Below are 18032 nucleotides of genomic sequence, written 5' to 3'. Positions count from 1 at the left end.
GGGCGGGCGCCCGCCCGCACCGGGAACCCGGTCAGCTGATGGTGATGCTCGGGGTGAACGCGGTGTTCTGCGCCGGGCTGGTCACCTTGAGGGTGCAGTTCATCGTCCACGGCGACCAGGTGTTGGTCGACTTCTTGTGGAACTCCAGGTTCGCCGACAGCCCGCTGGTCAGCGACAGGGTGGCGGTGCCCGCGGTGGCCGGGGCGGTGTAGGTCGGGATGCTGGACGTCGCGACCTGCGAGATGTTCACCGTGATCGGCCCGCCGGTCGGGTAGATGACCTGCGGGATGTTGAGCCCGGTGGCCGACGGCTGCGACAGCGTGCCGGCCGACACCGTCACCGGCACCGTCGCGGTGCCCCGGATGCCGTCGTAGCCGACCGCGGTCAGCAGCGAGTGGACGGTCGCGCTGATCGTCGCCGTGCCGCCGACGTTGCTCGGCGTGACGGAAGTGCTGTGCACGACGGAGTTCGGCGCGTCCAGGTGCGCGGTGATCGCGACCGGCTGCGGCGAAATACCGGGGAAGGTGCAGTTGTAGGTGATGCCCGCCGTGCCGCCGGCGGTGTAGGTGATCGTGGCGGCGGCCGCGGTGCCCGCGGTCAGCACCGCGATGGCACCGATGGCGGTCGCGGTCGTGGCGATACCGGCGGACAGTCTGCTGAGTCGGGACATGCCTGTCATCTCCTTTGATTCAGTTCAGTCTCGGCTTTGGCTGATCGATTGCCCGCTGCCGTTGATCCCCCATCGCTTCACCCGCCCCGATTGCCCCGGGCGGCGGGACGCGATTCACCGGCGTGCGAGGTGGAGGTCCATCTGCCGAAATCGAGGCTACTCGCCAGTTCACTACGGAACAAGAGTTCCGGCCCCGCAGGGGTGACCCGGGGGAGGGGGCCGCGGAATTCTTGTGCGAAGCCGCGCAGGGGCACCGCCGGATTTGGCGGATCGTGACAAAGAACGCCCGCGGCGGAGATCCGCCGGAGGCTACGGTCTACCATTTGTGATCTTGCGGGGGCAAGCACGGATAACGTAACCGGAGAAATGAGGCTATCGTGCCGGGTTCTTCACGTTGTGGACGGGTGTCATTCAAGCGGGCCGCATTCGCGTTGACGGCGGCGCTGGCCGTCTCGTCGCTCGCCCAGCCCGCGTCCGCGGCCACGGTCGGCGGCGTGATCGCCTGGGGCAAACCGGATTACGACGTCACGATCCCGCCGCCGGACGCGCTGACCGGCGTCAGCGCCGTGTCGGCGGGCAGCACGACGGCGCTGGCGCTGAAGGGCGGCGCGGTCCTCGCGTGGGGCGCGAACAACTGGGGCGCCAACCAGATCCCCGCCGCGGCGACCTCCGGGGTCAGCCAGATCGCGTCGGGCTGGGGCCACGAACTGGCGCTGAAGAACGGCAAGGTCATCGCCTGGGGCAACAACTGGTACGGCCAGACGAACCTGCCCGCGTCCGTGTCGAGCGGCGTGCTCGCGATTTCCGCGTCCAACATGCACAGCCTGGCGCTGAAGCAGGGCGGGCTGGTGGTGAGCTGGGGGACGCGGACCGACGTGCCGGCGTCGGCGACCACCGGCGTCACCGCGATTTCCGCCGGTGGCGACCACAACCTGGCGCTCAAGAACGGCGGCGTGCTGGCCTGGGGGAGCAACACCTACGGCCAGACGACCGTGCCGGCCGGGCTTTCTTCCGGTGTCACGGCGGTTTCCGCGGGGTTCAACCACAGCCTGGCGCTGAAGGCCGGGCGGGTTTACGCGTGGGGCCGCGACAACTTCCACCAGATCGAGGTGCCGCCGGAAGCACTGTCCGACGTGGCCGGTGTCGACGCCGGGTTCAACCACAACGTGGCCTACAAGACCAACGGCGACATCGTCGTCTGGGGCTCGAACTTCGTCGGCGAGTCGGCGCCCATCTCGTGCGGGCCGGTGTTCGCCGTTTCGGCCGGGGACAACGACAGCTTCGCGCTGAAGGAAGACCCGGCCGCGGCTTGCTGAACCCCCGGGTGGCGGGCCTTCGCGGCCCGCCACCCGGGTCGTGCTCAGGTGGCGTCGCTGGCCAGGTCGAGTGTGATGGTGTTGCCCGGCCCCGAAATCAGGGCGCCGAGCGCGATGTCGGCGATGAAGCAGTTGCTGAACTCGGGGATGGTGTAGGTGCCCTTGACCGTGATGGCCGGGGCGGTGATGTCGATGTCCTGTGCGGACAGCGTCAGGTCGAGCGGGGTCTTGGTCTTGCAGCTGCCCGGCACGGTCGGCAGCGGGATGACCGGCACGATCGGGCCGGCCCAGATGTCGTAGATCTCCATGTTGGCCTTGGCCTTCGTGACCAGGTTGCCGTCGGCGATCGTGCCGGTGGCCGGCCCGAGTGGGATCACCCGGACCTTGGCCTTGATCCGGAAGATGCCCGACAGCAGGGAAATGTCGGCCTGCGACGGCGGCAGCGCGAGGTCCGCGCTGAGCCCGACCGACCCGGTCTGGTCGTCGATGAGCAGGTTGCCCTTGAGCGAACCGGGGCCGAGCTTCAGGGCGCTGCCGGTCTTCTTCACCGTGGTGCTGCCGGTGACCTTGTAGGACACGGGGATCGGGATGACGTCGGCCGACGCCGGGGTCACGGCGACCCCGGTGAGCACGAGAGCCGCCGTCGACGTGAGGACGGCCAGTCTCCTCAGGTGCGTTGCCACGGACATAGTTCTTCTCCCTTTGCGTTTTCCCGGCCGTCCCGGGTGCTCCCGGAAACGGTGAAGTGCTGGTGGTTCTGCGGTGGTTCAGCGCGGTTCGAGTGCGGTGATGACCCAGGTGCCGTCGGCGCGTTCCGCGGTCACGGAAAGCTGCGCCGCGGCGTTGTCGGTCGCATTGTTGTCGGCCCGTACGGCTGATTGATCGAGAAAGACGAGTAACCGCGCGTGATTGTCGCGGAGTTCTTGTACTGCTATCGCCGAAACGCGCGAAGTGAGGACGAGTTTCTGTTCGGGTGCTTTCGCCCGCACTTGGGCGAAGAGCTTGTCGTACGAATCCTTGGCGGCGCCCCGGAGCACCGCGGCGGCGGCCTTTTCGGTGACGTCGGTCCGATCGTAGGAATAGGAGAAGACCCGGTTCACGGCGACGGTGATCGCGGAGGTGACCTCGGCGGTCGCCCCGACATCGGTGAGAGCGAGGTTGGCACCGGCGGAGGTGCCGGCGGCGGAGCGGGCTTCGACGGTGAACCAGACCCCGGCCCCGGCGAGAACGAGGGCGGCGGCGAGGAGGAGGGCGGGCAGCTGGAGCCAGACCGGCCGGGGCTTGGCGAGGGAGGTCTCGGCTTCAGGCTCACCCTCGGCCGCCGGGTCGCCCAGGTCACCGCCGGTAGCGGTGGTGGGAGCGGCCGGCTCGTCGGCGGCCACGGCGCCCGGTTCGGCTTCGGCGCTCTCGGGCACCGAGCCGTCCGGCTCGCGTTCGCGGCCCGATGCGGCGCTCGGCTCGCCTTCGGCGACCGGGTCGCTCGGCTCACCGCCGGTAGCGGTGGTGGGAGCGGCCGGCTCCTCCGCAGCAACAGCGCCCGGTTCGGCTTCGGCGCTCTCGGGCACCGAGCCGTCCGGCTCGCGTTCGCCGCCCGATGCGGCGCTCGGCTCGCCCTCGGCGGCCAGGTCGCTCGGCTCGGCTTCGCTGCCGGTCGTGGTAGGTGAGGCCTGCTCCTCGCCTTCGCCGCTCGACGTGGCGGGCGCGATGGAGGCTGGGGTGGTGGGGTCACCTGCCTCGGCGGTCGCGACGGCCTCACGCGGGCCACGCAGCTCGGCGCCCGCCTCGGCCACCGTCTTCGCCCGGTTCATCGGGACCCCACCGCCAGCTGGTCGAGCGCGCTCAGCTTCCACCCGTCCGGCGTCCGGCTCAGTGCCGCGGCGAAACGGTTCCGCTTCACCGCGGGAGCCACTCCCTGCTTCGCCATCGTGATCTCCACCGAGGCCAGCATCTTCGCCGTCCCCGCGTGCTCGTCCAGCTCGCTCAGCGCGGCGTCCAGGACCCGCCCCGTCGACACCGTCGAGTTCGCCGACAGCGCCTGCTTCGTCCGCGCGTCCGTCCGGGCCAGCTGGTCGTGCAGCGGGCCCGTCGACGCCGACAGCCAGCGTCCCAGGCCGCCCTCGACGTCGTGGTAGTCCAGGCTGTTCAGCTCCGCCACCAGTGTCCGGCCGCTCGCCAGGGCCTCGTCCCGCGCGGCACCGTAGGTCACCGCCGGTTCGTGGGCCGACGCGTACCAGGACCAGCCCGACCAGCCCGCGAAGACCGCCGCGGCCAGGGTGATCGCTGCCGCTCCCCGTTTCAGCGCAGCCACAGCATCTCCTCGAGGCTCGTCTTCGTCGCCTGCGTGCCGATCGTCAGCGGGCCCACCGGCACCGCGTCCGGGACCGGCGGGTGCGGCGCGTTCTGCGTGCCGCGCACCGAGCTCTCGTTGCCGTACGGCAGCGTGCACGCCGCGTCGGTGTTCAGCGGCAACGGCGAAAGGTCCCTGCTCGACCGGTGCGGGGTGTCCTCGTAGCCCGCCAGGCACGAAGGCGGGTTGTCGAAGTTCAGCACCAGCCCCATCCGCAGCTCGTGGTGCTGCTCGTCGATGGCCGAGCCGACTGCCGCCACCGCGCGGGGGACGTTCGCCAGCAGCGTCTCCTCCGCCGCCGTGCGGGTGCCGAACACCCGCGCCGTCGTCAGGAGGTTGGCCAGCACGATCGGCAGGCCCGGGTCGTTCTCCTTCAGCAGCGACGAAAGCTCCGTCGCCGCCGGGGGCGCGGTCGCGATCAGGCGCCGCAGGTCGCCGTCGGACCTGGCCAGCTGCTGGGCGAACACGCGGGCGTTGCCGCTGAACGAGCGCCACTCCGCCGAGGAGCCGACCTGGGTGCGCAGCACGGTCGCGCCGTCGCCGATCAGTTTCGACGTCTGAGGCAGGTGCGCGCTCGCCTGCTGGGTGAACGCCGTCGCCGAGTCCAGCAGCGTCTGCAGGTCCGGGCCGGCGCCGCGCAGGGCGTCGTCGAGCTCGTTCACCACCGTGCGCAGGTCCTGCGTCGGCACCGACGCCGTGAACGAGTCCAGGTCGGTCAGCAGGCTGTTGACCGGCAGCGGCAGCGTGGTCGACTCGCGCCGGATGACCGAGTCCCCGCTTAGGAAGGGCCCGCCCGAGGTGCGCGGCTGCAGATCGACGTACTGCTCGCCGACCGCCGACCGGTTCGCCACCACCGCGCGGGAGTCCGCCGGGATGGGCGGGGCGCCGTCGTCGATGAGCAGGTCGGCTTCGGTCCCGGTCAGGGTGAGCCGCAGCTCGCCGACCCGGCCGACGGCGACGCCGCGGTAGGTCACCTCGCCGTTGGTGAACAGCCCGCCGCCCTCGGCCAGCTCCAGCTTGACCGTGTAGCTGCCGGAGCCGAACAGCCGGCCGAGACCGGCGTAGTTCGCGCCGACGAACGCCGTCGTGGCCAGCGCGATCACGACGAACAGGACGACCTGGACCCGCACTCTGCGCGTGAGCATCACTGACCTCCCGAGGTGAGCGGGAGCGGCGGCAAGCCCGGCGGCACGCCCTCGCCGGGCGCGGGCAGCGGCACGCCGGGCGCCGGGATCATCGAAGCGAACGCGTTGATGTAGTCGCCCTTCACCGCGGGCAGCACCGAATCCGGAAAGGGGAACGTCGGGAGCAGCTGCAGCGACTGCGGCAGGTTCTCCCCGGCCGCGGCCAGCTGACCCAGGATCGGCGCGAGCGCGCGCAGGTCCGCGACCATGTCGTCGCGGCTGCGGTCGACGACGTCGGTGGCCACGGTCGAGAGCCGGTCGAGCGCCTGCAGCATCGAGACGAGCTGGGTGCGCTGGTCGGTGAGCGATTGCAGTCCGGGCGTCAGGTCGGTCAGCGCGCCGGAGACCTGGCTGTGGCGGTTCGCGAGCGTCGCCGACAGCCGGTTCATCCCGTCGAGGGCCTCGGTGATGTCCGAGCGGTGCGCGTCCAGGTCGGTCATCAGGGTGTTCACCCCGGACAGGAACGAGCGGATCTGCCCCTCGTTGCCGTCCATCACCTTCGACAGCTCGCGGTTGATCGTCTGCAGCTGCCCGATGCCGCCGCCGTTGAGCAGCAGCGAAAGGGCGCCGAAGATCTCTTCGAACTCGGGGTTGCGGTTGGTGCGGTCCACGGTGATCGTGGCCTTGTCCGCCAGCCGCGCGACCCCGGGACCGGACGACGCGCCGTCCGGGGCGGCCAGCTCGACGAACTTCTCGCCGAGCAGGCTGGACTGGCGCAGCCGCGCGATCGCGTTGGCGGGCAGCACGACGTCGCCGTTGACCTCCAGCACGGTTTCGGCCGTCCAGCCGTCGCCGCCGAGCCGGACCTCCCGCACCCGCCCGACCGGGACGTCGCCGACCTTCACCGCGGCCTGCGGCACCAGGTCGAGCACGTCGGCGAACTGCACGGTCACCGAGTACGGGTGGTCGCCGACGTCGGCGCCGCCGGGCAGCGGCAGGTCGTAGACACCCTTGAACTCACCGGACGAGCAGCCCGCGAGCAGCAGGCACCCGGCGGCCGCGGTGGCGAGGATCCGCTTCACCGGCCACCCCCGTTGGTGTAGACGTCGCCGGTGACCGGCAGCGGCAGCGGCTCGAGGTAGTAGTCGATGTTTTCGCGGCCGCGCAGCCGCCCGGTGGCCGGATCGACCGCGTTCAGCACGTTCGTCACGGCCAGCGGGACGGCGTCGATCGTGCCGGCCAGCGAGGCGCGCTGTTCGACGAGCGTCCGGGTGGTCGTCACCAAATTGTCCACATTGGACTTGAGCGCGCCGCGGTTGTCCCGGATGAACCCCTGGACGTCGGCGAGCGCGCGGCCGAGGCCGTCGAGGGCCCGCGCCAGCTCGCCGCTGTTGGCGGCCAGCGTGCCGGAGATCTGCGAGAGCTGCTGGTTCACGCTGCCTACCTGCTGGTCGTTCGTGGCCAGCATGGTGGTGAACCGCTGGAGCTCGTCGACCGTGCCGAACAGGTCGCCCGAGTTCCCGGCCAGCGTGCGCGCCAGCTGCGCGAAGTTGCGCACGCTGTCGTTGAACGCGCGGCCGTTGCCCTGCAGGTTCTGCGCGCCGGTCTTGAGCAGGTCCGACAGCGCGCCCTGGGAGTTGGCGCCGTCCGGGCCGAGCGCCTTCGACAGCGAGTCGAGGCTGGCGTAGAGCTGGTCCAGTTCCACCGGGGTCGCGGTGCGCTGCACCGGGATCGACGCGCCGTCGGGCAGTCGCGGCCCGCCGCGGGCCGGCTTGGCGAACTGGACGTACCGGTCGGCGACGACGCTGGGCGCGATCACCAGGACCGTGGTGTCCTCGGCGACCCCGACCGAGCCGTCGACGGACATGTCCACCTGCACCTGCTCGCCGCGCGGGGTGACCGCGTCGACCTGGCCGATCCGGACGCCGAGCACCCGGACGTCGGAGCCGGGGTAGACGCCGACCGCGCGGGTGAAGAAGGCGGTCACGTGGTGCTGCCCGCTGCCGGCGAACACCCACCACAGCCCCGCGGTCACGACGAGGGCGAGCAGCAGGGCGGCGGCGATGAACCGGCTCGTCAGGACGCCGGCGCGGGTGGTGGTCAGCGCGCTCACTTCGTGCCTCCCGGGTTCTTCGGCACGGTGCACGGGTCGTGGTTCTCGGGGATCAGGCCGCAGAGGTAGGCGTCGATCCAGCGGCCGTTGCCGGTCGTGTTGGTGACCACCCGGAAGTACGGCCCGGCCAGCTGCAGGCCCTTGGTCAGGTTGTCGTTCTGCCGCTTGAGCAGGTCGGTCACCTGGTTCAGCGCCTGCAGCGCGGGCTTGAGCTGACCGGCGTTGTCCTTTACGAGCCCGCTGAGCTGCTCGGCGAGGCGCGCCGAGCCGGTGAGCAGGTCGTGGATCGCGTCGCGGCGCCGGTTGAGCTCGGTGAGCAAGAGGTTCCCGTCGTCGATGAGCTTCTCGAAGTCGTCGTTCGAGTTCGCCAGCGTCGTGGTCAGCTGCCGCGCGTTCGCGAGGAGTTCGGCGATCTGGCCGTCGCGGTTGGACACCGTCTGCGAGAGCTGGGAAAGCCCGTCGAGCGCGCTGCGGACGTGCTCGGGGGAGTTGCGGAAGGTGTCCGACAGCGTGGTGAAGCTGTCCGCGAGCTGCTTGGTGTCGATCGCGCCGACGGTGTCGGCGAGGCCGTTGAAGGCGTCGGTGACGTCGTAGGGCGTGACCGTCCGGGTCCGCGGGATCGGCCGGTCCGGGTCCTGGACGTCGTCGCCGGTCGGGTTCAGCGCGAGGAACTTGCGGCCCAGCAACGTCTTGATCTTGATCTCGGCCGACGTGCGGTCGCCGATCCAGGCGTTCTTGACCCGGAAGGAGACGAGGACGTGGTCGTCGGCCAGCTCGACGTCCCGGACCTCACCGACCTTGATGCCGGCGACCCGGACCTCGTCGTCCGCTTGCAGCCCGGCGGCTTCGGAGAACTCGGCCTCGTAGGTCGTGCCGCCGCCGACGATCGGCAGGTTGTCGTAGTTGAACGTGACGGTCAGCAGCGCGGCCAGCGCGACGCTGCCCAGCACGCCGAGGACGAGGGGATTGCGTTCCTTGAAGGACTTCACGACGAGCACCTCGCGGTGGGGACGAGCACGCCACGCGGGGGCGAGGTTTCCAGGACGCCGGTGCAGAGGAAGAAGTTCATCCACGAGCCGTAGGAGGCGACCCGGCCGATTTCGGTGAACTTCACCGGGAGGTTGGTCAGGAAGCTGTCCACATCGGACTGGTTCTGGACCAGGTTGCCGGCGAGGCCCTTCAGTCCGGCGATGCTGTCCTTCAGCGGCGGCCGGGCCTGCTCGAACAACCCGGCGGTGGACTGCGTGAGATCGCCGATGCCGCTGATCGCGTCACCGATCGCGGCGCGGTCGCCGGCCAGCCCGGACACCAGCTGCCGCAGCGTGGACACGAGGTTCGCGAGCGCGTCACCCTTGCCGTTGACCGTCTTCAGCACCGAGTTGAGGTTCCCGATCACCTCGCCGATCACCTTGTCGCGCCCGGCGAGGGTGGTGGTCAGCGAGCCGGTGTGGGCCAGCAGGCTTTCGACGGTGCCGCCTTCGCCCTGCAGTACCTGGACGATCTCGCCGGACAGCTCGTTGACGTCGTTCGGCGAGAGCGCCTGGAACAGCGGCTTGAACCCGTTGAAGAGATCGGTGAGGTCGAGTGCCGGGGTGGTGCGCGACAGCGGAATCTCCCCGCCCTCGGGCAGCTGCTCCCGGGTCCCGGTGCTCCCGCGCTCCAGCGCGATGTAGCGCTGGCCGACCATGTTGCGGTACTTGATGACCGCCTTCACGTCGGCGGGCAGCCGCCGCCCCTGGTCGAGGGAAAAGGCGATCAGCGCCCGGTTGCGGTCGCTGATGTCGAGGGATTCGACCTGGCCGACGCGGACGCCGGAGATGCGGACGTCGTCGCCGACGTTGAGCGAGGTCGCGTCGAGGAACTTCGCCGTGTAGCGCTCGCCGGCGCCGACGCCGGTGTTCGTGATGGACACGGCCAGCAGCGCCGTCGCGAGCGCGGTGACGGCGATGAAGATCAGGCTCTTGATCAGCGGGGAGGCGATGTTCCTCACTTGAGCTTCACCTCCGTGCCGCGGTAGAGCGGGCCGACGAGCACGCTGCTCCACGCCGGGACGTCGGCGGACGGCACCCCGATCGAGGGCGCGACCAGGGTGGCCAGCAGCTGTTCCTCCTGCGGTGAGTTGGCGACGCCGAGGTCGCCCTGGCCGCCGGTCAGCAGCGGGTGCCCGGTGGAGCCCGGCGCCGCGGCGGCGGTGCCGGTCGTCGGGGCCACGCCGGAGGGGTAGCAGCGCGGCTCGCCGCCCGCGGTGTAGCGCGGGTCGTCCTTGCCGGGCAGGTACTTGCCGCTGTCGGCGGTGATCGCGACGTCGGCGTGCAGGCCTGGCTGGCCGGTGCCGGCGCCGAGCACCTGGTCCATGGATTTCCTCAGTGCGTTCAGCGAAGCGAGGGTGCAGACGAAGCTGGGGGAGTACTTCGCGGCGACCTCCAGCGGCGCGCGGCTGTCGGCGGCCAGGGAGATGAGGTTGTCGCGGTTGTTCGCCAGGAAGGCCGCGACCTCCTGCGAGGACGACGTCACCTGCTGGTAGACCCCGGCCAGCTCGCTCTGCTTCTCCTTGACGGTGTTGAGCGTTACGGCGGAAGAGGTGAGCGCGTCGAGGAGGTCGGGCGCGATGTCGCCGTAGAGGTTCGAGACGGTGGCGAGGTCGCGGATGTCCGACGTCAGCTGCGGGAGGTCCGGGTTGAAGTTCTTCAAGTAGGCGTCGGCGGTGCCGATCGTCTGCCCGAGCTGCTCGCCACGGCCCTGCAGCGCCGTGGAAACCGCGGTCAGCGTGGTCGCGAGCTTCTGCGGCTGGACGGCTTGCAGCACCGGGAGGAGGTTGTCGAAGACGCGTTCCAGCTCGATCGCGTTCGCCGAGCGGTCCTGTTCGATCGTGTCGCCGGCGGTCAGGTGCGGGGCGCGGGCACCGTCCGGGATGGACAGCTGGACGTACCGCTCGCCGAACAGCGTCTTCGGCACGAGCAACGCGGAAACGGTGCGCGGCAGCATGTCCACCTTGCCCGGCTCCAGGGCAAGCGCTATCTCGGCGCCCTGCGGCGTCGCCCGGACGTCGCGGATCTCCCCGACGAGCACGCCACGGGCCTTGACCTGCCCGCCCGCGGACAGCTGGTTGCCGATGCGGCTCGTCTTGAGCGTCACCGGGACCGTGCTGACGAAGTCCTTGTCGTAGATCTTGATGGAGAGCGTGACGAGCACGCCCATCACCACCAGGAACAGCACGCCCGCGGTGCGGATCCCGGCCTTGCGGCGGGTGTCCCGTCTCATCCGGCCACCTGCACGGTCGTCGTCGCGCCCCAGATGGCCAGTGACAGGAAGAAGTCGAGCACGCTGATCGCGACGATCGCGGTGCGGACCGCGCGGCCCACCGCGACACCGACACCGGCCGGGCCGCCGCTCGCGCGGAAGCCGTAGTAGCAGTGCGCCAGGACCACGACGACGCTGAACACCAGCACCTTCCCGAACGACCACAAGACGTCGCCGGGGGGCAGGAACAGCAGGAAGTAGTGGTCGTAGGTGCCCGCGGACTGGCCGAAGAACCACACCGTGATCTGCCGCGAGGCGAGGTAGCTCGAGAGCAGCCCGATGGCGTAGAGCGGGATGACGGCGAGGAAGCCGGCGATCACCCGCGTCGTCACCAGGTACGGGACGCTGGGGATACCCATGACTTCGAGGGCGTCGATCTCCTCGGAGATCCGCATCGCGCCGAGCTGCGCGGTGAAGCCGCAGCCGACGGTGGCGGACAGGGCGAGGCCGGAGACCAGCGGCGCGATCTCGCGGGTGTTGAAGTAGGCGGAGACGAACCCGGCGAACGCCGACGTCCCGACCTGGTTGAGCGCGGAGTAGCCCTGCAGGCCGACGACCGTGCCGGTGGCGACGGTCATCCCGATCATCACGCCGATCGTGCCGCCGATGACGGCCAGCGCCCCGCTGCCGAAGCTGACTTCGGCGAGCAGGCGCACGATCTCGCGCAGGTACCGGCGGATCGCCCGCGGGATCCAGGCGATCGCGCGCAGGAAGAAGAGGATCTGGTCGCCGAGGGTGTCGAGGAAGCCGAACCGGCGGTCGACGGCTTCGCGGACCCTGGCGGCCGGCGTGGTGGTCACCATCGGTCAGCTCCCCTTCGGCGGCACGAGCTGCAGGTACACGGTGGTGAGCACCAGGTTCAGCACGAACAGCAGCAGGAACGTGATGACCACGGACTGGTTCACCGCGTCGCCGACGCCCTTCGGCCCGCCCTTGGGGTTCAGCCCGCGGTAGGCGGCCACGACCCCGGCGACGAAGCCGAAGATCAGCGCCTTGATCTCGCTGATCCACAGGTCGGGCAGCTGGGCCAGCGCGGAGAAGCTCGCCAGGTACGCGCCCGGCGTCCCGTGCTGCATGATCACGTTGAAGAAGTAGCCGCCGAGCACGCCGACGACGCTGACCATGCCGTTGAGGAAGATCGCGACCCCCATCGCGGCCAGCACCCGCGGCACGATCAGCCGCTGCACGGGCGAGACCCCGAGGACCTCCATGGCGTCGATCTCTTCGCGGATGGTCCGCGACCCGAGGTCGGCGCACATCGCGCTGCCGCCGGCGCCGGCGATGAGCAGCGCGGTGACGATCGGGCTGGCCTGCTGGATGATCGCGAGCACGCTCGCCGCGCCGGTGAACGACTGCGCGCCGATCTGCGTGGTCAGCGACCCGATGTGCAGCGCGATCACCGCGCCGAACGGGATGGAGACCAGCGCGGTCGGCAGGATCGAGACGCTCGCGATGAACCAGAACTGCTGGATCAGCTCACGCACCTGGAACGGGCGGCGGAACGTCAGCCGGACGACGTCGAGCCCCAGCCCGTAGAGCCGTCCGGTCTGCCGCAGCGCGGTGGCCCCGGGGAACGACGTCGTCGTCGTCCGTTCGGCCATTCGTGTGCCTCCCCAGCGGTTTCGGCGGCACGCCGAATACACCCGAGGTGAGCAAAGGGAAATGGTCCGAACGGGGTAACAATTGTCGGCCATTCACGGTCTCGGGGGACGCCGTGCCGTTTCCTACTGGTCGGTACGCTAACGACGGCCCTGCTGGGAGACAAGAACTTGAGCAGGATCACGCGGTCACGGGCTGGTAACCGCGCATTTCTTGTCGAGTACTGACAAACGGATCGGATCTTGTTGTCAGCGGAGGGAAAGAAAAACGCGCTGCGGGGTGGGTGAGCGGAGAGGACCTGCACGGTCGTGACCATTCCCGCTCACCGGAACGCTGGGCTGGACGGCCACGCCGGGGAGGGTAGGTCCCCGTGTGCCGCACGTCCAGAGTTGCGCCTCGGCCCCGCTGCCGCGGATGACTCACTGGGGGCGTTGGTGGTCTCGAATGGGTCATTCGCGACGTTCGGGTCCGGGCTCTGCCGGGGGCTGGGATGTCATGAACGACTCTTTCACTGCGTCTGGCGAGGTGAAAGGGTCGTTCATGACGTCTCGCGTCGGCTCAGCGGCCGCCGGGCCGTGTCAGGCCGGGAAGACGCGCGAGCCGGCACTCAGGACTTGAGGCCGGCCACCAGCTCGTACGACCGGACCCGGTCCGCGTGCCCGTGCACCATCGTCGTGATCATCAGCTCGTCCGCGCCCGTGTCGCCGAGCAGCTGCTCGAACCCCTTCCGGACCGTCTCCGGCGAGCCGACGATGCTCGACCCGAACCGCTCGGCCAGGAACGCCCGGTCCATCTCCGTGTACGGGTACTCCGCGGCTTCCTCCGGCGTCGGCAGCGCGATCGGCCGCCCGCGGCGCAGGCTCAGGAACGTCAGCCCCGACGGGCCCGCCAGGAACTGCGCGCGCTCGTCCGTCTCCGCCGCGACCACGGACACGCCGAGCATCACGTACGGCTCGGAAAGAACCGGAGAAGGCTGGAAGTTCTCCCGGTACAGCTGGACAGCCGGGATCGTGTTCTCCGCCGCGAAGTGGTGCGCGAACGAGAACGGCAGCCCGAGACGCCCCGCGAGCTGGGCGCTGAAGCCGCTCGAACCCAGCAGCCACACCGGCGGCTGGTTGCCCTCGGCGACCACCGCGTTGACGCCGCGGGCCTCCGAGTGGGTGAAGTAGCCGATCAGCTCCTGCAGGTGCTCGGGGAAGTTGTCCGCCGACAGCCCGCCGGGGCCGCGCAGAGCGAGCGCCGTGCGCTGGTCGGTGCCCGGGGCGCGGCCGATGCCGAGGTCGATGCGGCCCGGGTGGAACGCCTCCAGCGTGCCGAACTGCTCGGCGACCACCAGGGGCGCGTGGTTGGGCAGCATCACGCCGCCCGAGCCGACGCGGATGCGCTCGGTCGCGTCGGCGACGTGGCCGATCAGCACCGACGTCGCCGAGCTGGCGATGCCGGGCATGTTGTGGTGCTCGGCCAGCCAGTAGCGGTTGAAGCCCAGCCGTTCCGCGGCGCGGGCGAGGTCCAGGGTGTTGCGCAGCGTCTCGCCGACGGTGTTCCCCTCCGACACGGGGGACAGGTCGAGCACGGACAGCGGCACGTCAGGCAGTGAGCTCACAACCGGGTCCAACGCCCCGGTGCCCGCATTGCTTCCCGGCCGCCGGTGACGATCTTCACGCCGTTCGCGCCGAACGGCCACGGGCCGGGCCGCAATGGGGATACGGTGGCCGAACCGGAAAAAGAGAAACAGGAGGACGGGTGCCGCGTCCGGAGCGACCCCTGGATCCCGGGGACGATCTGCTGACCGAATTCGCCGCCGATCTCCGGCGTTTGCGCGAGAGCGCCGGGAACCCCACTTATCGCGAGCTCGGCCGGCGCGCGCACTACTCGGCCGGCACGATGTCCGAAGCCGCCGGTGGGCGGAAACTCCCCAGCTTGGCCGTCACTCTGGCCTACGTCCGGGCCTGCGGCGGGGCCCCCGGGGAATGGGAAGAGCGGTGGCACGCCGTCGCCGAAGAGTCGCGCCGGGACGGTGCCGATTCACCGCCCGAGCCCGAATCCGGGGAAATCCCGCCTTACGTCGGCCTGTCCGCATTCACCTCAGCTGATGCGCGGCGATTCTTCGGCCGGGACAAGCTGATCGAAAAGCTCGTCGCGCGGCTGGCGGGACAACGTTTTCTCGCCGTGCTCGGCGCCTCCGGCTCGGGCAAGTCCTCGCTGCTGCGCGCCGGCCTCCTGCCCGCCGTCAAGGGCCCGGTGGTGCTGCTCACCCCGGGCGCCCGGCCACTGCAGGAGTGCGCGGTCAAGTTCGCGGCCGCGCTCGGCGTCCCGGCCGGCGCGCTGCTCGACGACTTCGCCGCGCACCCGCGCAACCTCGGCCTCGCCGCCCGCCAGCTGACCGACGACGGCGCCGAGGACGTCGTGCTCGTCGTCGACCAGTTCGAAGAGGTCTTCACGCTCTGCCAGGACGAGCAGGAGCGCGCCCGCTTCCTCGACGCGCTGGTCGCCGCCACCGCCGGCCCGGACAGCCGGACGCGCGTGGTGCTCGGCATCCGCACCGACTTCTACACCCACTGCGCGCGGCACGCGGTGCTCGCCGAGGCGATGCAGGACGCCCAGGTCCTGGTCGGCCCGATGACCACCGAGGAGCTCCGGCAGGCGATCTCGCGGCCCGCCGTCGACACCGGTCACCGCGTCGAGAACGCGCTGGTGTCCCGGCTGGTCGCGGACGCCACCGGTCAGCCCGGCGTGCTGCCGCTGCTCTCGCACGCCCTGCTGGAGACCTGGCGGCGGCGCCGCGGCACCACGCTCACCCTGGCCGGCTACGAGTCGACCGGCGGTATCGAGCGGGCCATCGCGCAGACGTCCGAAGGCACCTACGGGAAGCTCTCGGGCCGCCAGCAGCGGCTGGCCCGGCAGATCTTCCTCCGGATGACCGCGCTCGGCGAAGGCACCGAAGACACCAAGCGCCGGATCAGCCGCGCCGAGCTGGACACCGACGACGAAGACACAGCCGTCGTCCTCGGCGAGCTGGCTTCGGCCCGGCTGGTCGCCCTCGACGACACCGGCATCGAAATCGCCCACGAAGCCCTCATCCGCGGCTGGCCACGGCTGCGCGAGTGGCTCACGCAGGACCGCGAAGGCCTGCGCGTGCACCGGCAGCTCACCGAGGCGACCGACGCGTGGGAGTCCGTCGACGAAGACCCCGGCTGGCTCTACCGCGGCACCCGGCTGGCCGTCGCGCGGGAGTGGGCCGCGCGCCAGGACGCCGCGCTGTCCCGGCGGGAACGGCGGTTCCTCGACGCGAGCCTCGCCGTCGAGCACGCCGAGCGGGAGCGCGACCGCCGTCGCACCCGGCGGCTGCGGCAGCTGGTCGCGCTGCTCGCGGTGCTGCTCGTCTTCGCGGTCGGCGCCACCGTCTACGCCGTGCGCGCCGAGTCGACGGCCACCGACCAGCGCAACAACGCGCTCGCCCAGAAGGTCGCGAGCCAGGCGCTGGCCATGCGCGCGACCAACCCCGCGCTGGCCGCGCAGCTCGCGCTCGCCGCGTACCGCCTCGACCCGGGCGCCGACGAGCGCAGCAGCGTCCTCGGCATGTTCGCGACGCCGTACTCGACCCGGCTCACCGGGCACACCGGCCGCGTCAACACCGTCGCCCTCCGCCCGGACGGCCGGGTCATGGCGACCGCCAGCTGGGACAACACCGCGCGGCTGTGGGACATCGCCGACCCGCACCACCCGGTGCCGCTGGGCACCCTCGGCGGGCACACCGCCAACGTCAACAACGTCGCCTTCGCCGCCGACGGCCGGACCGCCGCCACCGCGAGCTTCGACGGCACCGTCCGCGTCTGGGACGTCTCCGACCCGGCGCGCCCCGGCCCCGGCACCGTGATCGAGAAGCACGAAGGCAAGGCCTACGCCGTCGCCTTCAGCCCGGCCGGGCCGCTGCTGGCGACCGCCGACGTCACCGGCACGCTCCGGCTCTACGACACCACCGACCCGGCCCGCCCGCGCCCGCTCGGCGAGCTGACCGGGCACACCTCTTACGTCAACAACCTCGCCTTCAGCGCCGACGGCAAGCTGCTCGCCTCCGCGTCGGCCGACAAGACCGCGCGGCTCTGGGACGTCGCTTCGCGGACGCAGCTCGGCGTCGCCACCGGGCACACCGACGTCGTGCACTCGGTGGCGTTCAGCCCCGGCGGGCACACCCTCGCCACGGCGAGCCAGGACCAGACCGCGCGGCTGTGGGACGTCACCGATCCGGCCCGGCCCGCGCAGCTGGCGTCGCTCACCGCGCACAAGGCGACCGTGCGCTCGGTCGCGTTCACCGCCGACGGGCGCACCCTCGCCACCACCGGCTTCGACCGCACCGCGCGGTTGTGGGACGTCACCGACCCGAAGCAGCCTCGCGAGCGGCTGGCCCTGCCCGGGCACATCGGCGTGGTCGGCTCCGCGGTGTTCACCCGCGACGGCCGCACCCTCGCCACGGCCAGCGACGACCAGACCGCCCGGCTCTGGGACCTGCCCGGCCCCGGCATCCCGGCGCACACGGCCCAGGCCTGCCACGTCGCCTTCGGCCGCGACGGCACGCTGCTCGCCACGAGCGGCTACGACGAAGCCGTCCGGCTGTACGACCGCGCGGACCCGGCCGCGCCCCGGCTCCTCGCCACGATCGGGGGCTTCGGCAACGCGGTCTGCGGCGTCGCGATCAGCCCGGACGGCCGCACGCTGGCCACCGGCAGCTGGGACCACACGATGGCGGTGCGGGACATCACCGACCCGGCGCACCCGGGCCCGCCGACGGTGTTCAACCGCTACCACGACGACATCGACGCGGTCGCCTTCAGCCCGGACGGCCGGTTCCTCGCGACGGCGGGCGACGGCCACACCGCGCGGCTGTGGGACCTCGCCGACCGCCTCCACCCGGTGGAGATCGCCAAACTGGAGGGGCACGAGGATGACGTCCACACGCTCGCGTTCAGCCCCGACGGCCGCACGCTCGCCACCGCCGGCTGGGACCACACCGCGCGGCTCTGGGACGTCTCCGCGCCGCGGGCCCCGCGGACGCTGGCGAAGCTCGACGGCCACACCGACACGATCTTCTCGGTCGCCTTCAGCCCCGACGGCAAGCGCGTCGCGACCGCGAGCGCCGACCGCACGGTCCGGCTGTGGGACGTCACGACCCCCGCGCCGGTCGCCACGGTGCTGGCCGGGCACACCGACATCGTCATGTCGGTGTCCTTCAGCGGCGACGGCCGGACGCTCGCCACCGGCAGCTACGACCGGTCGGTCCGGCTGTGGGACGTCGCCACCGCGGCCCCGGCGGCGGTGCTGCCCGAAGAACGGGATCGCGTCTACGCCGTGCAGTACGCGCCCGACGGGCACACACTGGCGGGAGCGGGCGCGGACGGCACGGTGCGGCTGTGGGAAACCGATCCCGGCCGCGCGGCCGAGCGGATCTGCGCGGTGGCGGCCCCCCGGATCAGCGAAGCCGAGTGGACGGCGAGCCTGCCGGGCCTCGACTACGCCCCGCCCTGCCCCTGACGTTGTTCGGCGTTGTTGTTCGGTGGCGCCGCGC

At 71.2% G+C, this 18032-nt stretch carries 15 protein-coding genes; 2 read left to right on the top strand and 13 right to left on the bottom strand.

All coding sequences use genetic code 11. The features are described from left to right. Positions 1–31: 31 nt before the first annotated feature. Positions 32–670 (bottom strand): DUF6801 domain-containing protein, encoded by a 639-nt coding sequence (locus tag MUY14_RS27615; RefSeq protein ID WP_247013326.1) that lies wholly within the window; start codon positions 668–670, stop codon positions 32–34. Between the two features lie 404 nt (positions 671–1074). Here MUY14_RS27615 and MUY14_RS27610 point away from each other — a divergent pair, with 404 nt between their 5' ends. Further along, a complete protein-coding gene (locus tag MUY14_RS27610) occupies positions 1075–1986 on the top strand; it encodes a hypothetical protein (RefSeq protein ID WP_247013324.1) in 912 nt (303 codons plus the stop codon). 44 nt (positions 1987–2030) lie between these two features. Here the strand turns inward: MUY14_RS27610 and MUY14_RS27605 are convergent, their stop codons facing one another. The 12 genes from MUY14_RS27605 to MUY14_RS27550 form a co-directional block, all read right to left on the bottom strand. Beyond that, positions 2031–2675: a hypothetical protein gene (locus tag MUY14_RS27605; protein WP_247013322.1), complete on the bottom strand. Its 645-nt coding sequence runs from the start codon at positions 2673–2675 to the stop codon at positions 2031–2033. 78 nt (positions 2676–2753) lie between these two features. After that, positions 2754–3776, bottom strand: coding sequence for a hypothetical protein (locus tag MUY14_RS27600; RefSeq protein ID WP_247013320.1), 1023 nt, complete (start codon positions 3774–3776; stop codon positions 2754–2756). A 14-nt stretch (positions 3777–3790) separates the two neighbouring features. Beyond that, positions 3791–4294, bottom strand: coding sequence for a hypothetical protein (locus MUY14_RS27595; RefSeq protein WP_247013318.1), 504 nt, complete (start codon positions 4292–4294; stop codon positions 3791–3793). Continuing rightward, on the bottom strand, positions 4282–5478 hold the full coding sequence (locus MUY14_RS27590) for an MCE family protein (protein ID WP_247013316.1): 1197 nt from the start codon (positions 5476–5478) through the stop codon (positions 4282–4284). The genes MUY14_RS27595 and MUY14_RS27590 overlap by 13 nt, the downstream gene beginning before the upstream one ends. Continuing rightward, entirely contained in the window at positions 5478–6539 is a 1062-nt protein-coding gene (locus MUY14_RS27585) for an MCE family protein (protein ID WP_396126592.1), read from the bottom strand. Before MUY14_RS27585 ends, MUY14_RS27590 begins: the two co-directional genes overlap by 1 nt. Next, the gene (locus MUY14_RS27580) at positions 6536–7570 is read right to left on the bottom strand and encodes an MCE family protein (protein ID WP_247013314.1); all 1035 of its coding nucleotides are present in this window, start codon (positions 7568–7570) and stop codon (positions 6536–6538) included. Before MUY14_RS27580 ends, MUY14_RS27585 begins: the two co-directional genes overlap by 4 nt. Continuing rightward, positions 7567–8559, bottom strand: a complete 993-nt coding sequence (locus MUY14_RS27575; protein WP_247013312.1) for an MCE family protein — start codon at positions 8557–8559, stop codon at positions 7567–7569. Before MUY14_RS27575 ends, MUY14_RS27580 begins: the two co-directional genes overlap by 4 nt. Then, positions 8556–9560: an MCE family protein gene (locus MUY14_RS27570; RefSeq protein ID WP_247013310.1), complete on the bottom strand. Its 1005-nt coding sequence runs from the start codon at positions 9558–9560 to the stop codon at positions 8556–8558. Before MUY14_RS27570 ends, MUY14_RS27575 begins: the two co-directional genes overlap by 4 nt. Next, positions 9557–10831 carry an MCE family protein gene (locus tag MUY14_RS27565; RefSeq protein WP_247013308.1) on the bottom strand — a complete coding sequence of 425 codons (1275 nt, stop codon included), beginning with the start codon at positions 10829–10831 and terminating at the stop codon, positions 9557–9559. Before MUY14_RS27565 ends, MUY14_RS27570 begins: the two co-directional genes overlap by 4 nt. Further along, positions 10828–11673: an ABC transporter permease gene (locus MUY14_RS27560; protein ID WP_247013306.1), complete on the bottom strand. Its 846-nt coding sequence runs from the start codon at positions 11671–11673 to the stop codon at positions 10828–10830. The genes MUY14_RS27565 and MUY14_RS27560 overlap by 4 nt, the downstream gene beginning before the upstream one ends. Before the next feature lie 3 nt (positions 11674–11676). Beyond that, the gene (locus MUY14_RS27555) at positions 11677–12471 is read right to left on the bottom strand and encodes an ABC transporter permease (RefSeq protein WP_247013304.1); all 795 of its coding nucleotides are present in this window, start codon (positions 12469–12471) and stop codon (positions 11677–11679) included. Between the two features lie 605 nt (positions 12472–13076). Next, a complete protein-coding gene (locus MUY14_RS27550; RefSeq protein ID WP_247013302.1) occupies positions 13077–14072 on the bottom strand; it encodes an LLM class flavin-dependent oxidoreductase in 996 nt (331 codons plus the stop codon). Between the two features lie 161 nt (positions 14073–14233). On the opposite strand from MUY14_RS27550, the gene MUY14_RS27545 reads away from it, so the two are divergent. Further along, positions 14234–17998 carry a hypothetical protein gene (locus MUY14_RS27545; RefSeq protein ID WP_247025262.1) on the top strand — a complete coding sequence of 1255 codons (3765 nt, stop codon included), beginning with the start codon at positions 14234–14236 and terminating at the stop codon, positions 17996–17998. Positions 17999–18032 lie beyond the last annotated feature (34 nt).

This window comes from Amycolatopsis sp. FBCC-B4732 (assembly GCF_023008405.1).
GTDB lineage: Bacteria > Actinomycetota > Actinomycetes > Mycobacteriales > Pseudonocardiaceae > Amycolatopsis > Amycolatopsis pretoriensis_A.
Note: the sequence above shows the minus strand (reverse complement) of the source record. Positions and strands in the feature narration are given on the sequence as shown.